Raw genomic sequence first — 15,540 nt, 5'->3', positions numbered from 1 at the left:
CGATCAACCGTGCGTTGCGGGGTGAGAGGTGGAACATTCCCATCGGCCCTCTGTCCTTTCTGTTGAGGAACCAGACGAATGGAGATGCACGATGACTTCGCACGCGACGACTGCCAGCCATCAACCGAACCGGCCGACACTGAGCGCCGACGAATCCGCAACGCGGCAGGCAAGCGATGCGGTCGCGCGCTTCGTCGAGGAACTCCAGGCCGGCTGGGACCAGCATGACGCGGACGTGTCGAACCGCCACTTTGCCGCGGACATCTTGTGGGGCAGCCCGTTCGGCGCGTCTGTTCATGGCTACGCGGAGCTGCATCCGATCCATGCGCGATTGAAGCGATCCGGAAAGGGTGGCAATGCTTCCCGCTTCGAGATCGTCGATGTTCTTGCGCCGGCTCCCGGTGTGGCCGTCGCGCAGGTTCGGCGCATAGCGCTCGGGCTGGACGGACAGGTGGTAGAACCGTCCGATGACCTTTCGGCGTCGTTCTCCGAGATGGCCCTTTACGTACTGGTGCGCCGGGACGGAGTGTGGTGGGTTGCGGCGGGGCAGAACACGCCCATTCGGCCCGCTCCATAGCGTAACGACGGGCCGCTTGCGGGCCTCATATCGACAGATGCCCGGCAGCGGAATCAAGGCCGCTGTCGGCGTGATCTTGCGGCACACCGCCAACGGGATCGGCGATTGGAACAAGTGAATAGCGCTGCAGCCATTCGCTGTATCCATTCACGAGAAAGCCCCCGGAGCGTTCTATGTATTGCTGGCGCGACGCCTGATAGATCTTTCGAATCGCAAACCACGGCACATGCGGCAGATCGTGATGCACCGCATGGTAGTTGTTATTGAGAAACAGCAACCGCCACAGCCATCCCGCCTCATTGATCACCGTGCGATGTGCGGGCAGCTGCGCCATCCGATGCTCATGAAACGAACGCACCGATGCAAGCGCGAGCGAGCCATACCCGGCACCGACGACAAACACCCACGCCGGTATCGCGCATACCTGCTGCAACCACATAGTGAGTGCAACCAGCGCGGCGAGATGCGCGAGCCATGCGGGCAGGTCGCGCCAATCGCCGTCGCGAATCTTGCCGAGTGCCTGCGCACCGGTCGCGGCAATCGCAAACGCCGGCCCGACCAGCAAGCGACCGATCAACGTATTGCGGAATACCAGCAGCACCCGCATCGCGGCGCCCGCGCGTCGCCACTGCGCTGCGCTAACGAAATAGCTTTCCGGGTCGCTGCCCGGCTCGGTCAAATGCGCATCGTCGTGATGCCGCAGATGCGACTCGCGATACACCGGATAAGGGAACCACACCGCGAGCGGCGCGAAACCGAGCAGCGCGTTGACGAATCGCGAGCGCGTCGGATGACCGTGCAGCAGCTCGTGCTGCAGCGACATGTACCACGCGCCGAAGATGGCCAGCAGCGTGGCCGTCAGCGGCAGACCCAGCAGACGAGCGTGGGTGGCGACGCCGAACCAGCCACCGTAGATCGCGACGATCAGCGCCCATGTCGGCCATTGCGTGCGCCAGGTCCGGCTAGCGGCCAGACGGTCGATATCGTTGCGCTGGGTGTCGTCGAGATAGATCGCCATCGTTGAATCGGTCCGAATGTCTGTTCGAACCCGCGGTTTCAGTTCGCAGGTCCAGACCGATCGTACGGGGCGGCGCTGTGCGCCCGAACCATTTTATTGAGCAATGCATCTGCGCAATCGTGGAAAAGCGGGCGCGGATAGTGCGTATCCGGTAAGCGTTCAATGATCGTCCGCCACGCGGCACGCGTGATCGAGCAGCCCTTCGGCCGTGCCGCTGCCGCCATCGATGTCGATACCGCTGTTGACGATCAGCCAGCCATCCCGAGCCGCCGATGGTCCCGCGCCGGTGACGAGGATAGTTTGCGTGGCCATCGTCGCCGGATCGGGATTGTCGCGCGCGACGATCCTGAACGGGTTGTCGGCGCCGCTCAGCGAGCTCACGCGCATGATCCTGTAGCGCTCGCCATCGAGCGTCGCCCAGCGCCATTCGCCGGGCGCGTCGTGAGCGTGACTGGCGAGCGCGGCACTGACTTCATGTCGCATGCAGTCGATATGGATATGCAGCTGGTTTTGCGAGCGACGGTATTCGGAGTTGATTTCGAGGCCGAGCTGATCGTCGGGCAATTCACGTTTGACCGCTTGCTGCACGTAATGGCGCGAATCCCACGCGTCGCTCCAGTAGTCCTTCGCATCGGGTGCGAGAATCAGCGGACTTTCGATGCCGGTGATGCGATCGGTCGGCATCAGCAGAAACTGCGAGCGGCCGAGAATGTCCTTCAGGACGACATAGCGCTTGTCGAGATCGACGACCGTGCATTGACCCGGCGTGCCGGTGGCCTGCTGCGACGGCACGCAGCGGATCTCGACGATCTTCCACAGCGCGTTGGAATCGACCGTCGCGAGGCGCGCACAGGCGCTGACCGCGAAAGCGACCGCGAGCAAGGCGGTCAAATGAACGATGCGGCGCGCGAGGCCGCGAGTTGAGAGGGCGGTGGCGAGGTTCGTCATCGTCGCTTAGGGTGGGGTTCGGGCAGGGAAAGCGTCGGAATGCAGGCTGTAATGCGCAGGCATTAAAGCACAAACCGGATGGCGCACGCGTGAAACACGGGCTTCACAGCACCGGCGCCGGCAACGCTCCCAGTACCTGTTCGATCGCAACACCGATGGCCAGCAGCCGCCTGTCGGAGCCGAGCGGTCCATCGAGTTCGAGGCCGACCGGCAGCCCGCTCGCGCTGATACCCGCCGGCAGCGACAGCCCCGGAATGCCGGATGTGCTGGCCGGGTCGGTATTACGCAGGAACGCTTCCATCGTATCGATCGGCGGACCGCCGTCGATCGTGACCGTCGACGAGCCGTTCAGATCGTCGATCGGCACCGCGACGAGGCGCGTCGTCGGAAACAGCAACGCATCGAGACCGGCATTCGCGAACGTCGCGGCGACGTAATTCTGCAGCCGCGGTCGCCAGTAGTTGAGCGCGGCGGAGTAGTGCGAGCCGAGCACGTCTGCGAGCACGTCGTCATAGATCGCGCGCACGTCGGGGCTCGCGATGCGCACGGCCAGATCGGCGACGGTCTGCACCGGCGCCTGATTCGCGACGAGCCACGCAAGCACGTCGTCGCGCGCTTCGTGAATGGCGAGCGGACCGCCGACCATTCCGTTCAGGTACTCCAACTCGGTCATCGCGACCGGCACGAACATGACACCCGCCGCTTCGAGCTTGTGCAACGCGGCGCGCGCGACGTCTTCGACCTGTCGTTCGAGAGCGTCCCACAGTGGCGCGGGCAAGCCGATGCGCAAGCCATCGAGCGCAATCTCGGGCAACGCGCCGTCGCCGGTGATCACGCCGTCGAGCAGCGCCAGGTCCGCGACGCTGCGCGCCATCGGGCCCACGGTGTCGCGCGTATGGCTGATCGGCACGACCGCGTTCGGGTCGTGATAGCGCCGCTCGGCGCCGCCGTTGCCGACCGATGGACGCAAGCCCGCGGTGCCGGTCAGCGCCGCCGGGATGCGGGTGGAGCCGCCGGTGTCGGTGCCGAGTCCGGCGGGCGCGATGCGCGCGGCGATCGCCACCGCGGTGCCGCCCGACGAGCCGCCCGGCATCAGCGACGGATCGTACGGGTTGCGCACCGGCCCCGCGTGCGCGGACAGGTTGGTACTCGTGATGCCGAACGCGAGCTCGTGCATGTTGGCCTTGCCGAGCACGACCGCGCCCGCGTCGACGAGGCGTTGCACCGATGGCGCGCTGGTGGTCGGCACGAAGCCGGCGAGCGCGGGCGTGCCGGCCGTCGTCGGCAGACCCGCGGTGTTGATGTTGTCCTTGACGACTATCGGCAGGCCGCAAAGCGGCAGTCGCGCCCGTTCCGCTGGAGGCAATGCGTCGATGCGCTGCGCGGCGGCGAGCGCGCCATGGAAGTCGAGCGTGGTGAGCGCGTTCAGCTGCGTGAGCGCGGCGGCGCGCGCGAGCAGGGTTGCGACATAGTCGGCGGCTTTGAGCCGGCCGGATTGCAGCGCTTCGACCGCTTGTGTCGCACTGAGCGCGAGTTGTGCATCGACGGTCCATGTCATGACCGGCGTCTCCGTATCGATGGATGCGTCGCGGGCGGCGCGAGGTTCGAGTGCATCCGTCGAAGAAGCGGACAGGTCACGCGGGCAGACAGCGAACGCAAGGGTTCAGCTATTCTGGCACATCCGCCTGAAAGCCGATGCCGGGCGATGCACGACACGCGTCGCGCTCGCTGCGATCGATATCGAATGTGCTTATTGATGGTTATCGATCCACATGCGTCCCCAGTCGGACGCATAGGCGAGCGCATGCTCTTCGTCGAAGAAGTAGTCGAGCGCGTCGAACGAATAAGCCTTGCGCGTATTCTCGTCGCGCTGCTCGATCGTCAGATTGGCGGCGAATAATCCGTTGGGGAGCAGTTGCGTTGCCGCTTCGACCTCGTAGCCCTTATAGCGGATATGTGAGTTCATGATCTTGACTTGTCTGTGTGTCCGCGAGTGTCGTGCGGAATACCAATGCGTGCGGCGCGGCCCCGTCGTTGCCGAAGGTGAGTGAAGCGGCGGGCAAGGTCAAGCGTAGGGCGCGCTGCGCAGCGGGTGAACCAATCTTTCGTCGGAAGCAAATCAGCGCGGCGCGGGAGTGGTAATCAGAAGCCCGGATCGGATCAAAGTCGCTGTGTTCGGGACTCTATTCGAGCGGGGTCGCGATGTCTGTTATGTGGCGCACGGTCGCTCGGCGCAAAGCGTGGCGCCGCGCAATTGCGGCGGCGTCACGATGCCCGGAGAGTATTTCAGACCGCGTGCAGGACGCGCGCGGAACGGCCGTCCGCGGCGATCGAGGTGGGGGTGCTGGGTGCGGATGTCCGGTTCGCGGTCGAATGGTTCGACGCGGCGGGCGCGCCGTGCGCACGCTGTGCATTGAACGCGAGCGCGAACTGCGCGGCTTGCTGGCCGACGGTCGCCAGTTGCTCGATCACTTTCGGATCGGAGCAGCTGTCGACGCTATCGAAGCGCGTCTCCAGCGTGTTGATGCCGGCACCGAACGGCGTCGGCCAGCCACGCAGCGCATGCACGATCGAGCGCAGCGACGTCAGCACGGAGCCTGCCGCCTGCCAGCCGTAGGCGGTGACGATGCAGCCCACCGCGCGGCCATCCAGATACGGGCGCTCGTCGGCGCGCAATTCTTCGAGCGTGTCGAGCGCGTTTTTCACGAGCCCGGACACGCCGCCGTGATAGCCGGGTGTCGCGATGATCACCGCGTCCGCGCGACGCACGGCTTCGATCAGCTCGCGCTGTTCGTCGGTGCGAGCCGGCTGTTCCGGCGCGTAGTGCGGCAGGCTATGCAGAAAAGTGCCGCCGAACAGGCGGGTATGCGCGCCGGCGGCTTCGGCGCCGCGCAACGCGAAGGCCAGCGCGCGCTCGGTGGACGAGGCCGCGCGCGTCGTACCGCCGATACCGACGATGAGCGGCGGGCGGGAATGATCGGATCTGCTCAACGAAATGCTCCTTCGATTGCGGTTCACGGTGTGGTTGGCGGCGCGGTTGATGCAGAACTCATGCAGCGCTAGCAACGCACATGCACGGCCGCGAATGGACCGACCGCAGCGAACCGGACTTTGAAGTGTCATCTTAATGAGCGGCCGCCACACGGCTAAGCGACTTTTTGTTCTAACGATATAACCGACCGGCCACAACTCGCCGAGCCGCTCTGCAATGCACGTGAGAGCGCGGCAGATAAGCATATGGTGAACCGTTGGTTGGGCGGTTGCGGGCCTGACGATATGATGGACTCGTCTCCTCCATGACATCTCCTTAGACATGGGACTCGGCCTCGCTACGCAAGTGGTGGGGCCATTTTTTTCGTGGGTCGTTGGCCGGTATGCGCGGCTATGCCATTGCGGCAATGCCGGTTGCATGCGCCTGCGTGGTAGCCACTTCACGATGACGCCGGTTTTTGCATGCTACGATGCCCGCAGTGATTTTCCGCGAGATCGAGCTCAGCATGGCAACCCTGTATGACACGCTCGGCGTGCCCGCCCACGCCACCGACGACGAAATCAAGCGGGCCTATCGGAAAGCCGCGATGAAGTGGCATCCGGATCGTAATCACGGTGCCGAGGACGTGGCGCGCGCAGCGTTCCAGGAAATCAAGGACGCGTACGCGATCCTGTCCGATGCCGAGCAGCGCAAGGTCTACGACACGGTCTATGCCGAGCAGATGCGCGAGTGGGAGGCGCAGCACACGCGTCGGCAACGCGCGCAGGCGAAGCGTGAGGCGGCGGCGCGCGCGGCCGACGAAGTCGCGTATGCGGAAATGGTTTCGATCGCGATCCGCTTCGCGGACCAGGGCCACAATCGCGACGTGCTGTTCGGCGTGCTGCTCGGGCGGCAATGCGAACCACAGCGCGCCGCGCAGATCGCCGACAGCGTCGCGGCGTTGCAGGCGGCGCGCCGCGACGAGGCGGACGCCGCGCAAAATGCCCAGCGCGCGGGCAACGCGGCGAAGGGCGCGGAAGCGGCGGCCGAGCCGGAACCGGCGAAAACCGCGCAAGATACCGGCGCGGCTTCAGAAACCGCCTCTCACGACACGCCGCATGTCAAACGCGCGAACCACGCGAAGCGCGATGAGACCCCCGGCGACATACATCCGGCCGGCACGCTCGGCAACCTGTGGTTCCAGTTCCTCAATGGCCTGAAATTCTGACGTGTCGCAACGACCCGGGATGACGCCCGCGACCTTCTTCCAGGCGACGCAGGCCGCGTATACCCTATGCCACGTCCACGCCCGCAGCCGACGGCGAACCGGAAAAGCCGTTCTAGCCGGACCAGTGGGACGGCGGCCGCGTCGCTTGATCTGACTAATATTGAAAAGGGTGCTGAAACTGGGGGCAGGACGCTGTACACTGCCCATCGTTCGCAAAGTTGTGCTCTGTGCCCCGGACTCGAGATAGCTGGCGCGAATCCCGTGGCGCAAATAAAAAAGACGCCGTAGTGTCACGGGGGCGCAAGACTGGAGCGGCACAATTCCGCCCAGAGGCTAAATAAAAGAACATCGGTACGGGGTAAGCGTGTCCAGAAAATATAAGGTGTTGTTTCTCTGCCGCGATAATTCGATCCGCAGCATCATTGCAGAAGCTTTACTTCGAGAACTGGCGGGGCACCGGTTCGAGGCGTTCAGCGCAGGCCCTGAACCGGCCGCGCGGCTTCATCCACTCGCGGTCGCGCAATTGCAGCCGGGCATTTCCGGGCGCGCGGTGCTGAGCCCTAAAAGCTGGCTGGAATTCACCGGCGAATGGGCGCCCCGCATGGATATCGTGATCGCGCTCGACGAATCCGTCGGCGGACTGCATGCGCCGGTATTTCCCGGTGCGCCGGCGTTCGTCTATTGGACCATTGCCGATCCGCTCGCGGGCGGCCAAGGCTCCGCTGACGAGCAGGCCCGTCTTTTCGACAAGACTTTCTGGCAGATCGTGCGACAGGTCAGCGCGTTTATCGAGTTGCCGCAATATGCGCAGCCTGCCTCGAATCGCGCGAATCACGCGAATATCGTCGATCCGGCGAATGCCATCAATGCGGGGAATACGGTGAATGCCGCGAATACCGTGAATATGGCAAGCGGCGGCGCAAAACCGGTGCGTGGCACGGCGGTTCGTTTCGAAACCACAGCCATAGTGTCCGCGCCTTCGAGCGCGGCGGCCTGCACCTAGCGGTTATTCGGGCGCGCGAGCCGCGTGCCGGCGAACGGGTCATTCGACCAGTCGACCTGTTTTTTCGGTTGGGGTGCGGGCGCCGGTTTTGCGGCCAATTCGAAATGCTCAATGCTCTGGCCGGCACTAATGGCCTGCTTCAACCATTGCGGCATTTCGCCATTGCCATCCCAGCTGTCTCCGGTCGCATTGCGATAGCGCTCAGCCTTTTTGGCCAATGACTCGGTCGCCAGCGCCGCGGCAAGGTCTTCTGGCCTGATACCAAACTCTTCCATGCGATGGCGGAGATACGCAATCATGCTATCTCGCTTCCTTTCGTCCATAGGATATTTGTCCTTCTAAAACGTGCAGCGTACTGTCGAAGACAGATTGCGGGGAAAAAGCTGCGAAGCGTCGAGCCCGACTGAATGGGGCCGCCTCGCGGTGGGGTTGTCGATTGACGGAAATGCCATGTGCCGGGCTAAAAAACGTTGCTCCCTGAATTGCTATACGGCCTCGGACAAAGACGGCCGCTGGAACAACCGACCCTCAAACCGAGAGTCTCAATCAGCAAATATTTCAGCATGTCGCAGCGCGGCGAACGAGGCCGGTAAGCCTGACGTTCGCTATGAAAAACTCTTAGTCTCGATGCAGTGATTGCGAATGGATGGAGTCACTCCACGCTGTCCGTCTTTCACCGGACTTTCGTCGATGTGCGGGTTCGCTTTTTGTGCTTTGTAGCAACATCATAACGCAATGCGCGAGCAAAGCACGCTTAGTTCACATTGAATTTGTCAGTGAATGCGGTTTATCGAACGGTGTGGGCAATTGACCACTCTGCTGGAAGCTCCTGGATTGAATTCCAGGGGGCGCGACCTATAAAAGAAAGACGAAAAGCTGCGCAACGCAGACTTACAACCGCCTTATGCCCGCCGATTCCGCCGACGCTTCAGGAGCGCGTCGAATATCGGTTGCAAGCGCGGTAATTCTTCATCTGTTTAGTTCGGTGACCCGTCGCAGCAGTAGCGCATTGGCATCGACCCGTTCCTCGGCCCCATTGGGCAGGCTGGCTGTTCGCGGAGCAATTCTTGTGGAGGACGAACACTGCTGCGCCGGATCGAGGAGTCCGGAAATGAGAGTACGTATCTTGATGATTGCCGCGACCGCCGTCCTGTTTCTGGTGCCGAGAACAGTCACCGCGGAGGAACTGAGCGGCCAGGCGGACCCCGGCATGTCAGGTCGCGCGATGATGCAGCTCAATGCGAACGAATCGGCACAGGCGACGACCGACATGTCATACGGTCAAAGCTGGGACCCGCGCGAGCAGGGCGTGCGCAACGCGTCGTATGGCGGTGTTCCGACGGGCGAGTCGCAAGCGGGAGGCCGGCGCAGCCAATCCTGCGCGTTCAGCACGGAGTGCAAGACCTATTTCGGTCAATGACCGGTTCGCGCCCCTACAGCCGGGCGCGCCGAATGAAGCGCGCCCAGAATGACGCTGCGTTTCCAGGCAGTGAAAAGGCGTCGCGCGCTGCCGCCGCCATTCACGCGCTTGAGCGCAAGCGCATGTCATTTCACGCGAATGCCAATTGCCGCGGCGCATCAGCATTGCGCTCGCCGAGGCGTGCGACGATATCGTCGACGCCACGTGCCGTGTCGTGGTTTTCCGCCGCATCGTAGTAACCGCGAAACTCCTCCAGCAGAGCGCGCCATGACCCATGCCAGCGCGTTTCCTTTAGACAGACACCGGTCGGATCGGCAATCCGCAACACGCCGTTGTCCGGATAGAAAGTGAGCGTGACGAGACGTCCGTCGATGACGCAGGCGGCGGTGCAGGGGCGAGTCGTGACCATGTGTGGTGTCCTTTCGATATTCAAATAGTGTGTGTTAAACGCTGACGCGAGCTATAGCAAACGCTGTGCCTGTAATGCCACATCACTGTGACCTCCACGGCAAAATTCGCTCGATCGATTCAGGCGTACCCGCAGTATTCCAATGATTGACGACAATTTTTTGTATCCGTCGCGAAGCGATGCGCAATCGCTTCAGTATCATCCATTAAGGGTTTGTGCTGAGTAGTTCGCAGATTGCAAATTCGCCTGTGCGCCTGGCGCTTTTCAATGCATATCGAATGGGTCGATTCGATCATTGTCAGGCAACGACATCATATTTTTATCGGAAATGAATCGCCACTCGTCATAAAAGAATCGACACCGCAAGCCCGATTAGTCGGAATAGCGATGCGCGATCCCTCGTCTTGCCATTCCCTTACCCGTTTGCTAGCATCGCCGAGACAGTTTGAAATAGTCATAACGTTCGGCAATTTCCGGACCCGCTTACACTGGGTCGCCCGGTAGTCCATCTCGTTGCGAGGAATATGTTATGGCTAGCTCCCAACCCCACCGCTGACGCTCCGGGAACCCGTGCGCAAAGCCGCGCGGCTCCTTGCGCGAGCTCACCCGCTCCCACCGCGCATACCGACTGCATCGCATGGAGATGCACGCGCTTTTCACGATCAGTTCTGCGAGACAAATAGGCGCATCAGAAAGGAACCGTTATTGGTTTCAAAAAAATGCATACCCAGTCTGACAAAAGCGATTAATAGTCCGTTTTCCCTTTTTTCGAAGCGACCGCAGTTGCCGCTACTGCGCGTAGTACGCGATCTGCGACAAAACATTTGTCGTAACAACGACGCAATCAAAAGGAGCATTTCATGGCTTGCAATGCAACGGGCTCCGAGCTCATGCGGGTGAAGGCGATCACGGTTGCGTTAGCGGTTTTGGTCGCGGCGGGGGGGCCGGCGCTCGCGCAGGACAACGCGGCCGCGTCCGCACCGGAGCAGCGGGCAATCGGCGCCGCGGCGCTGCTGCACGTTCAGGCACGCGTCGTCGCGATCGATCCCGCGACGAACAGCGTGACGCTGCGCGGTCCCCACGGCGGGGACGAAACCTTCGACGTGAATCCGCAAGCCGCCGACGTCAGCAAGCTGCATATCGGCGACGTCGTGACGATTGCGTATAAAAAGGCGCTACTGGTCGGCGTCGACAAACTCGCGCCGAGCGGAATTCGCCAGCGCATCGATACCGAAGTGACGCAGCCCGCGGCCAACGGTGTGGTTGCATCGGCGCGGCGCGTCGAAGTCGTGGCGACGGTGCGCAAGATCGATCGCAAGAAGCGCACGATCACGCTGCGCGGGCCGTCTCGCACCGAAACGCTCGACGTGGCGCCGGACATTCCGCTCGAAAAACTGAAGGTCGGCGATTCGGTGCGCGCGGTGTTCGTGTCGGCCATCGCGGCGTCGGTGTCGCGCAGTGGCGCGGACGTCAAATAACGGCGCTCGGCAAGGCTTAAATAAACTACGCTGAAGCGTATCGCGAGGCGCGCGGCGTCGAACCGCAACCGGAGATTCGATGTCGCGCGCCGGCCATCGCGGCTCAGGTTTCACCAGGGTCATTGCGTCGCGCGCGAAGGAGCGGGGAATGGAACAGAGCGAAACGGAAACCACTGCCGAATCGGAGCGCAAAAGACTGGTCCGCAGCAAGATCCACGTGGGCCTCGCGGCGGTCGGCACATTGTCGTCGGTGTTCGGCATCGGCATAGCGATCATCGGCGGCATCAACTTCGACCGCACCAAAGTGCTGGTCGGTGTCGGCATCATCGTCGTGTCGACCATTCTGTATGTGTCGATGCTTTTCGTCGCGGCCGATGACTAGCATTTTCGCTTCCCTCTAGCGTTCGATCCCGCTGCCGATCCACTTTTGCTATCGCCTCCTGCAATAGTCGAATTGTTGGTGCATCGCACCGCCCGTATATTGACTGCAGCGATATACAACAACTCGACGGCGCGCCGCACGGCGGCCCACAGGAGCACGGCAATGAATCGGATCGATCTGGAGGGACGCGCGGTCGTCATCACCGGCGGTGCGCGCGGCATCGGCTACGCGGTCGCGCAGCGGGCATTGAAGTCGGGCGCGTCGGTGGCGTTGTGGGACGTCGATAGCGAACGCCTCGCGCGCAGCCAGCGCGAACTGAGCGAACTCGGCAAGGTCAGCGCCGTCACGGTCGAGCTGACCGACGAAGCCGCGGTCCAGCAGGCCACCGCGCAAACGCTCGCCGAGCACCGCTCGATCGACGTGCTGATCAACTGCGCGGGCATCACCGGCGGCAACGGCACGACATGGGAACTCGAGCCGGACATGTGGCGCCGCGTGATCGACGTGAATCTGATCGGCCCGTACCTGACTTGCCGCGCGGTCGTGCCGCAGATGCTGAAGCAGGGCTATGGCCGCATCGTCAATATCGCGTCGGTGGCGGGCAAGGAGGGCAATCCGAATGCTTCCCACTACAGCGCGTCGAAAGCGGGCTTGATCGGGCTCACCAAGTCGCTCGGCAAGGAACTCGCGACCAAAAACATCCTCGTCAATGCGGTCACGCCGGCCGCGGCCAAAACCGAGATCTTCGATTCGATGTCGCAGCAGCACATCGACTACATGCTGTCGAAGATTCCGATGAATCGATTCCTGCTGCCGGAAGAGGCGGCGGCGCTGATCCTGTGGCTGTCTTCCGAAGACTGCGCGTTCAGCACCGGCTCGGTATTCGATCTGTCCGGCGGCCGCGCCACTTACTAAGCGCGCTGCTCAAGCATTTCACACGCGTCGAACGCGCGTTGTCGAGCCGCTTCGACGCCTCTCTCACGGAGCCCTTTCATGGCCATGCCTACCATCCGGCACGTGCGTGCCTTCATCGTTCGCGGCGGCGGCGCGGACTATCACGACCAGGCCGGCGGGCACTGGATCGACGATCACATCGCGACGCCGATGGCGCGTTATCCCGAGTACCGCCAGAGCCGCCAGTCGTTCGGCATCAACGTGCTCGGCACGCTGGTCGTCGAGATCGAGGCGAGCGACGGCACCGTGGGCTTCGCGGTGACGACCGGCGGCGAGATCGGCGCGTTCATCGTCGAGAAGCATCTCGCGCGTTTTCTCGAAGGGCAGCTCGTCACCGACATCGAGAAGATGTGGGATCAGATGTACTTCGCGACGCTGTACTACGGGCGCAAGGGCGTCGTGCTGAACACGATTTCCGGCGTCGATCTCGCGCTGTGGGACCTGCTCGCGAAGGTCCGCAAGGAGCCTGTGTATCAACTATTGGGCGGCCCCGTGCGCGACGAGCTGGTGTTCTATGCGACCGGTGCGCGGCCCGATCTCGCCAGGGAGATGGGCTTCATCGGCGGCAAGCTGCCGTTGCAGCATGGTCCCGCGGAAGGCGAAGACGGACTCAGGCAGAACCTCGACAAGCTCGCCGACATGCGTTCGCGCGTCGGCGATGACTTCTGGCTGATGTACGACTGCTGGATGAGTCTCGACGTGCGCTACGCGACGCGGCTCGCGCAACGCGCGCACGAGTACGGCCTCAAATGGGTCGAGGAATGTCTTCCTCCCGACGATTACTGGGGTTACGCCGAACTGCGCCGCAACGTGCCACGCGGCATGATGGTGTCGACCGGCGAGCACGAGGCGACGCGCTGGGGCTTCCGGATGCTGCTGGAGATGCAGTGCTGCGATCTGATCCAGCCCGACGTCGGCTGGTGCGGCGGCATCACTGAGCTAATCAAGATTTCCGCGCTCGCCGATGCGCACAACGTGATGGTGGTGCCGCACGGTTCGTCGGTGTACAGCTATCACTTCGTCGTCACGCGCCATAACTCGCCGTTCTCCGAGTTTCTGATGATGGCGCCGAAAGCCGACGAAGTCGTGCCGATGTTCAACCCGCTGCTGCTCGACGAGCCGGTGCCGGTGAACGGGCGCATGAAGGTGCCGGACACGCCGGGCTTTGGCGTGCGGCTCAACCCGGAATGCGCGCTGGTGCGGCCTTATCAGCATTGAACGATTTGAATGCTTTGAACGTGTGCTGAACCGCGAACCCTGTCAAAGGAGACTAAGGTGCTGCTCAAGGACAAAGTCGTGATCGTCACCGGCGGCTCGCGCGGCATCGGACGAGCAATCGCGGTGGCTTGCGCCCGCGAAGGCGCGGACGTGGCGATCAACTACTGGGGTGACAACGACGCATCGTATGGCCGCCGCTCGGCGGTCGAGGAAGTGGTCGGCCAAATCGAGGGGTTGGGGCGGCGCGTGATCGCGGTGGAAGGCAACGTCGCCGCGCGGGACACCGGCCAGAATCTGGTGCGCCGTACGGTCGACGCGTTCGGCAAGGTCGACGTGCTCGCGAGCAATGCCGGCATCTGCCCGTTCCACGCGTTTCTCGACATGCCTGCCGAAGTGCTGGAATCGACGGTCGCGGTCAATCTGAACGGCGCGTTCTTCGTCACGCAAGCCGCCGCGCAGCAGATGAAAAAGCAGGGCAGCGGCGGCGCGATCGTCGCGACGAGTTCGATCAGCGCGTTGGTGGGTGGCGGCATGCAGACGCACTACACGCCGACGAAGGCCGGCGTGCATTCGCTGATGCAGTCGTGCGCGATTGCATTGGGACCGTTCGGCATCCGCTGCAACTCGGTGATGCCGGGCACGATCGCCACCGATCTGAACGCCGAAGATCTCGCCGACGAAGCAAAGAGGGCCTACTTCGAGAAGCGCATTCCGCTCGGCCGTCTCGGGCATCCCGACGACGTCGCGGATTGCGTCGTGTTTCTCGCGTCGGACCGCGCGCGCTATGTGACGGGCGCCGCGCTGCTCGTCGACGGCGGCCTGTTCGTGAACCTGCAATAAGCGACGCGCGATGCGGGCGTCAATTGACCGTGGCGGGCGAAGTCAGCGTGCCGGGTGCGACGGCAGGATCGTCGCGCACGAGGTTGCGCGAGAAGCCGCGCAGCAGCTCGATCAAACGCAGCGCCGGCTCGGCGAGCGGTTCTTCCTTGCGCGTCAGAATGCCGAAACCCGCGAGGCTCTTGCCGATTTCGAGCGGCAGCGCGACCAGCAGCCCGCCGCGCACATGATCGCGCACGACCGACTCCGGCAGCATCGCGACCGCATCGTAGTTTTCGAGCAATTGCAGCGTCGCGAAGATCGACGCACATTCGGTCAGATTGACTGGCGTGGCGAGCCCCGCGCGCGCGAGTTCTTCCTCGAACAGCACGCGCGCCGGACTTGTGACCGGCTGCGCAACCCACGGCCACGCGACCAGCTCGCGCAACGTGATGCGCGTGCGCCGCGCGAGCGGATGCACGGCGCGCACGACCAGCATCAGCGTTTCGCGCGCGAGCGGCTCGAAACTGAAGTCGTTGTGCTGCAAAGGATTGGTAAGGCGCCCCAGCGCAAGATCGACCTCGCGACGATGCAGCAATTGCACGACCTGGTCGCTCGTTTCTCCGAGGATGCGCACGTTGAGCAGCGGGCTTTCGGTCTTCAGCGTGGCGACCGACATTGCCAGCAGATCGGGCGCGGCGCCCATGATCGCGCCGACGGTCAGTTGGCCGTGGCCACCACGGCGTTTGACATCGAGGTCTTCGGCGAAGCGTGTGAGTTCGGCAAGCGCGCGGCGCGCGTAAGCGAGCGTGACGACGCCGAGCGGCGTCGGCGTCATGCCGCGGGCGTTGCGTTCGAACAGCAGAAAGCCGAACGCTTCCTCGATATCGCCGAGCATGCGGCTCGCGCTCGGTTGCGCGACGTTGACGGCCTCGGCGGCCTGGTGCAGGTTGCGGGTGTCGTCGAGCGCGACGAGCAGGGCGAGATGCTTGAACTTCAGACGGTTGACGAGTGCGACGGCGGCTGAATGTTGGCTCATGGTGCCAGTAGAGGTGCCCGTGCGATTCGGTTTGTGGATCGCCCAATCCCAACAACGGGATTGAGAGGCTATCGATGCA

General features: G+C 63.1%; 17 protein-coding genes. 9 read left to right on the top strand and 8 right to left on the bottom strand.

Annotation, left to right across the window (positions count from 1 at the left end):
- Nucleotides 1–91 precede the first annotated feature (91 nt).
- The gene (locus tag GCT19_RS07040) at nucleotides 92–577 is read left to right on the top strand and encodes a Cif family virulence factor (RefSeq protein WP_018434357.1); all 486 of its coding nucleotides are present in this window, start codon (nucleotides 92–94) and stop codon (nucleotides 575–577) included.
- Between the two features lie 25 nt (nucleotides 578–602).
- On the opposite strand, the gene GCT19_RS07035 is transcribed toward GCT19_RS07040, so the two are convergent.
- The 5 genes from GCT19_RS07035 to GCT19_RS07015 form a co-directional block, all read right to left on the bottom strand.
- On the bottom strand, nucleotides 603–1,595 hold the full coding sequence (locus GCT19_RS07035) for a fatty acid desaturase (protein ID WP_152851472.1): 993 nt from the start codon (nucleotides 1,593–1,595) through the stop codon (nucleotides 603–605).
- Between the two features lie 159 nt (nucleotides 1,596–1,754).
- Nucleotides 1,755–2,543, bottom strand: a complete 789-nt coding sequence (locus GCT19_RS07030; protein WP_152851471.1) for a CDP-diacylglycerol diphosphatase — start codon at nucleotides 2,541–2,543, stop codon at nucleotides 1,755–1,757.
- Between the two features lie 103 nt (nucleotides 2,544–2,646).
- Nucleotides 2,647–4,101 carry an indoleacetamide hydrolase gene (gene iaaH, locus GCT19_RS07025; protein ID WP_152851470.1) on the bottom strand — a complete coding sequence of 485 codons (1,455 nt, stop codon included), beginning with the start codon at nucleotides 4,099–4,101 and terminating at the stop codon, nucleotides 2,647–2,649.
- Nucleotides 4,102–4,293: 192 nt separating this feature from the next.
- Nucleotides 4,294–4,509, bottom strand: coding sequence for a hypothetical protein (locus GCT19_RS07020; RefSeq protein ID WP_008917353.1), 216 nt, complete (start codon nucleotides 4,507–4,509; stop codon nucleotides 4,294–4,296).
- Nucleotides 4,510–4,829: 320 nt separating this feature from the next.
- On the bottom strand, nucleotides 4,830–5,534 hold the full coding sequence (locus GCT19_RS07015; RefSeq protein WP_018434362.1) for an NADPH-dependent FMN reductase: 705 nt from the start codon (nucleotides 5,532–5,534) through the stop codon (nucleotides 4,830–4,832).
- A 506-nt stretch (nucleotides 5,535–6,040) separates the two neighbouring features.
- On the opposite strand from GCT19_RS07015, the gene GCT19_RS07010 reads away from it, so the two are divergent.
- Nucleotides 6,041–6,742 (top strand): J domain-containing protein, encoded by a 702-nt coding sequence (locus GCT19_RS07010; RefSeq protein WP_193727379.1) that lies wholly within the window; start codon nucleotides 6,041–6,043, stop codon nucleotides 6,740–6,742.
- Nucleotides 6,743–7,106: 364 nt separating this feature from the next.
- A complete protein-coding gene (locus GCT19_RS07005) occupies nucleotides 7,107–7,745 on the top strand; it encodes an arsenate reductase/protein-tyrosine-phosphatase family protein (RefSeq protein ID WP_176135630.1) in 639 nt (212 codons plus the stop codon).
- Here the strand turns inward: GCT19_RS07005 and GCT19_RS07000 are convergent.
- Entirely contained in the window at nucleotides 7,742–8,068 is a 327-nt protein-coding gene (locus GCT19_RS07000) for an H-NS histone family protein (RefSeq protein ID WP_013092035.1), read from the bottom strand. The genes GCT19_RS07005 and GCT19_RS07000 overlap by 4 nt on opposite strands.
- A gap of 788 nt (nucleotides 8,069–8,856) precedes the next feature.
- Between GCT19_RS07000 and GCT19_RS06995 the strand changes: the two genes are divergently transcribed.
- Entirely contained in the window at nucleotides 8,857–9,165 is a 309-nt protein-coding gene (locus GCT19_RS06995; RefSeq protein ID WP_026228475.1) for a hypothetical protein, read from the top strand.
- Between the two features lie 130 nt (nucleotides 9,166–9,295).
- Here GCT19_RS06995 and GCT19_RS06990 read toward each other — a convergent pair whose 3' ends face one another.
- A complete protein-coding gene (locus GCT19_RS06990; RefSeq protein ID WP_152851468.1) occupies nucleotides 9,296–9,574 on the bottom strand; it encodes a hypothetical protein in 279 nt (92 codons plus the stop codon).
- Nucleotides 9,575–10,434: 860 nt separating this feature from the next.
- On the opposite strand from GCT19_RS06990, the gene GCT19_RS06985 reads away from it, so the two are divergent.
- The 5 genes from GCT19_RS06985 (at nucleotide 10,435) to GCT19_RS06965 (ending at nucleotide 14,446) form a co-directional block, all read left to right on the top strand.
- Complete coding sequence (locus GCT19_RS06985; RefSeq protein ID WP_152851467.1) at nucleotides 10,435–11,052, top strand: copper-binding protein; 618 nt, start codon at nucleotides 10,435–10,437, stop codon at nucleotides 11,050–11,052.
- A 148-nt stretch (nucleotides 11,053–11,200) separates the two neighbouring features.
- Nucleotides 11,201–11,434: a hypothetical protein gene (locus GCT19_RS06980; protein ID WP_018434370.1), complete on the top strand. Its 234-nt coding sequence runs from the start codon at nucleotides 11,201–11,203 to the stop codon at nucleotides 11,432–11,434.
- 162 nt (nucleotides 11,435–11,596) lie between these two features.
- Nucleotides 11,597–12,349: an SDR family NAD(P)-dependent oxidoreductase gene (locus GCT19_RS06975; protein WP_152851466.1), complete on the top strand. Its 753-nt coding sequence runs from the start codon at nucleotides 11,597–11,599 to the stop codon at nucleotides 12,347–12,349.
- Nucleotides 12,350–12,427: 78 nt separating this feature from the next.
- Complete coding sequence (gene rhmD / locus GCT19_RS06970; protein ID WP_152851465.1) at nucleotides 12,428–13,606, top strand: L-rhamnonate dehydratase; 1,179 nt, start codon at nucleotides 12,428–12,430, stop codon at nucleotides 13,604–13,606.
- A 57-nt stretch (nucleotides 13,607–13,663) separates the two neighbouring features.
- Nucleotides 13,664–14,446, top strand: a complete 783-nt coding sequence (locus GCT19_RS06965) for an SDR family NAD(P)-dependent oxidoreductase (RefSeq protein ID WP_321576772.1) — start codon at nucleotides 13,664–13,666, stop codon at nucleotides 14,444–14,446.
- Nucleotides 14,447–14,465: 19 nt separating this feature from the next.
- On the opposite strand, the gene GCT19_RS06960 is transcribed toward GCT19_RS06965, so the two are convergent.
- Nucleotides 14,466–15,461 (bottom strand): LysR family transcriptional regulator, encoded by a 996-nt coding sequence (locus GCT19_RS06960; RefSeq protein ID WP_018434374.1) that lies wholly within the window; start codon nucleotides 15,459–15,461, stop codon nucleotides 14,466–14,468.
- Between the last annotated feature and the right edge of the window lie 79 nt (nucleotides 15,462–15,540).

The organism is Paraburkholderia atlantica, from assembly GCF_009362785.1.
Lineage (GTDB): Bacteria > Pseudomonadota > Gammaproteobacteria > Burkholderiales > Burkholderiaceae > Paraburkholderia > Paraburkholderia atlantica.
Note: the sequence above shows the minus strand (reverse complement) of the source record. Positions and strands in the feature narration are given on the sequence as shown.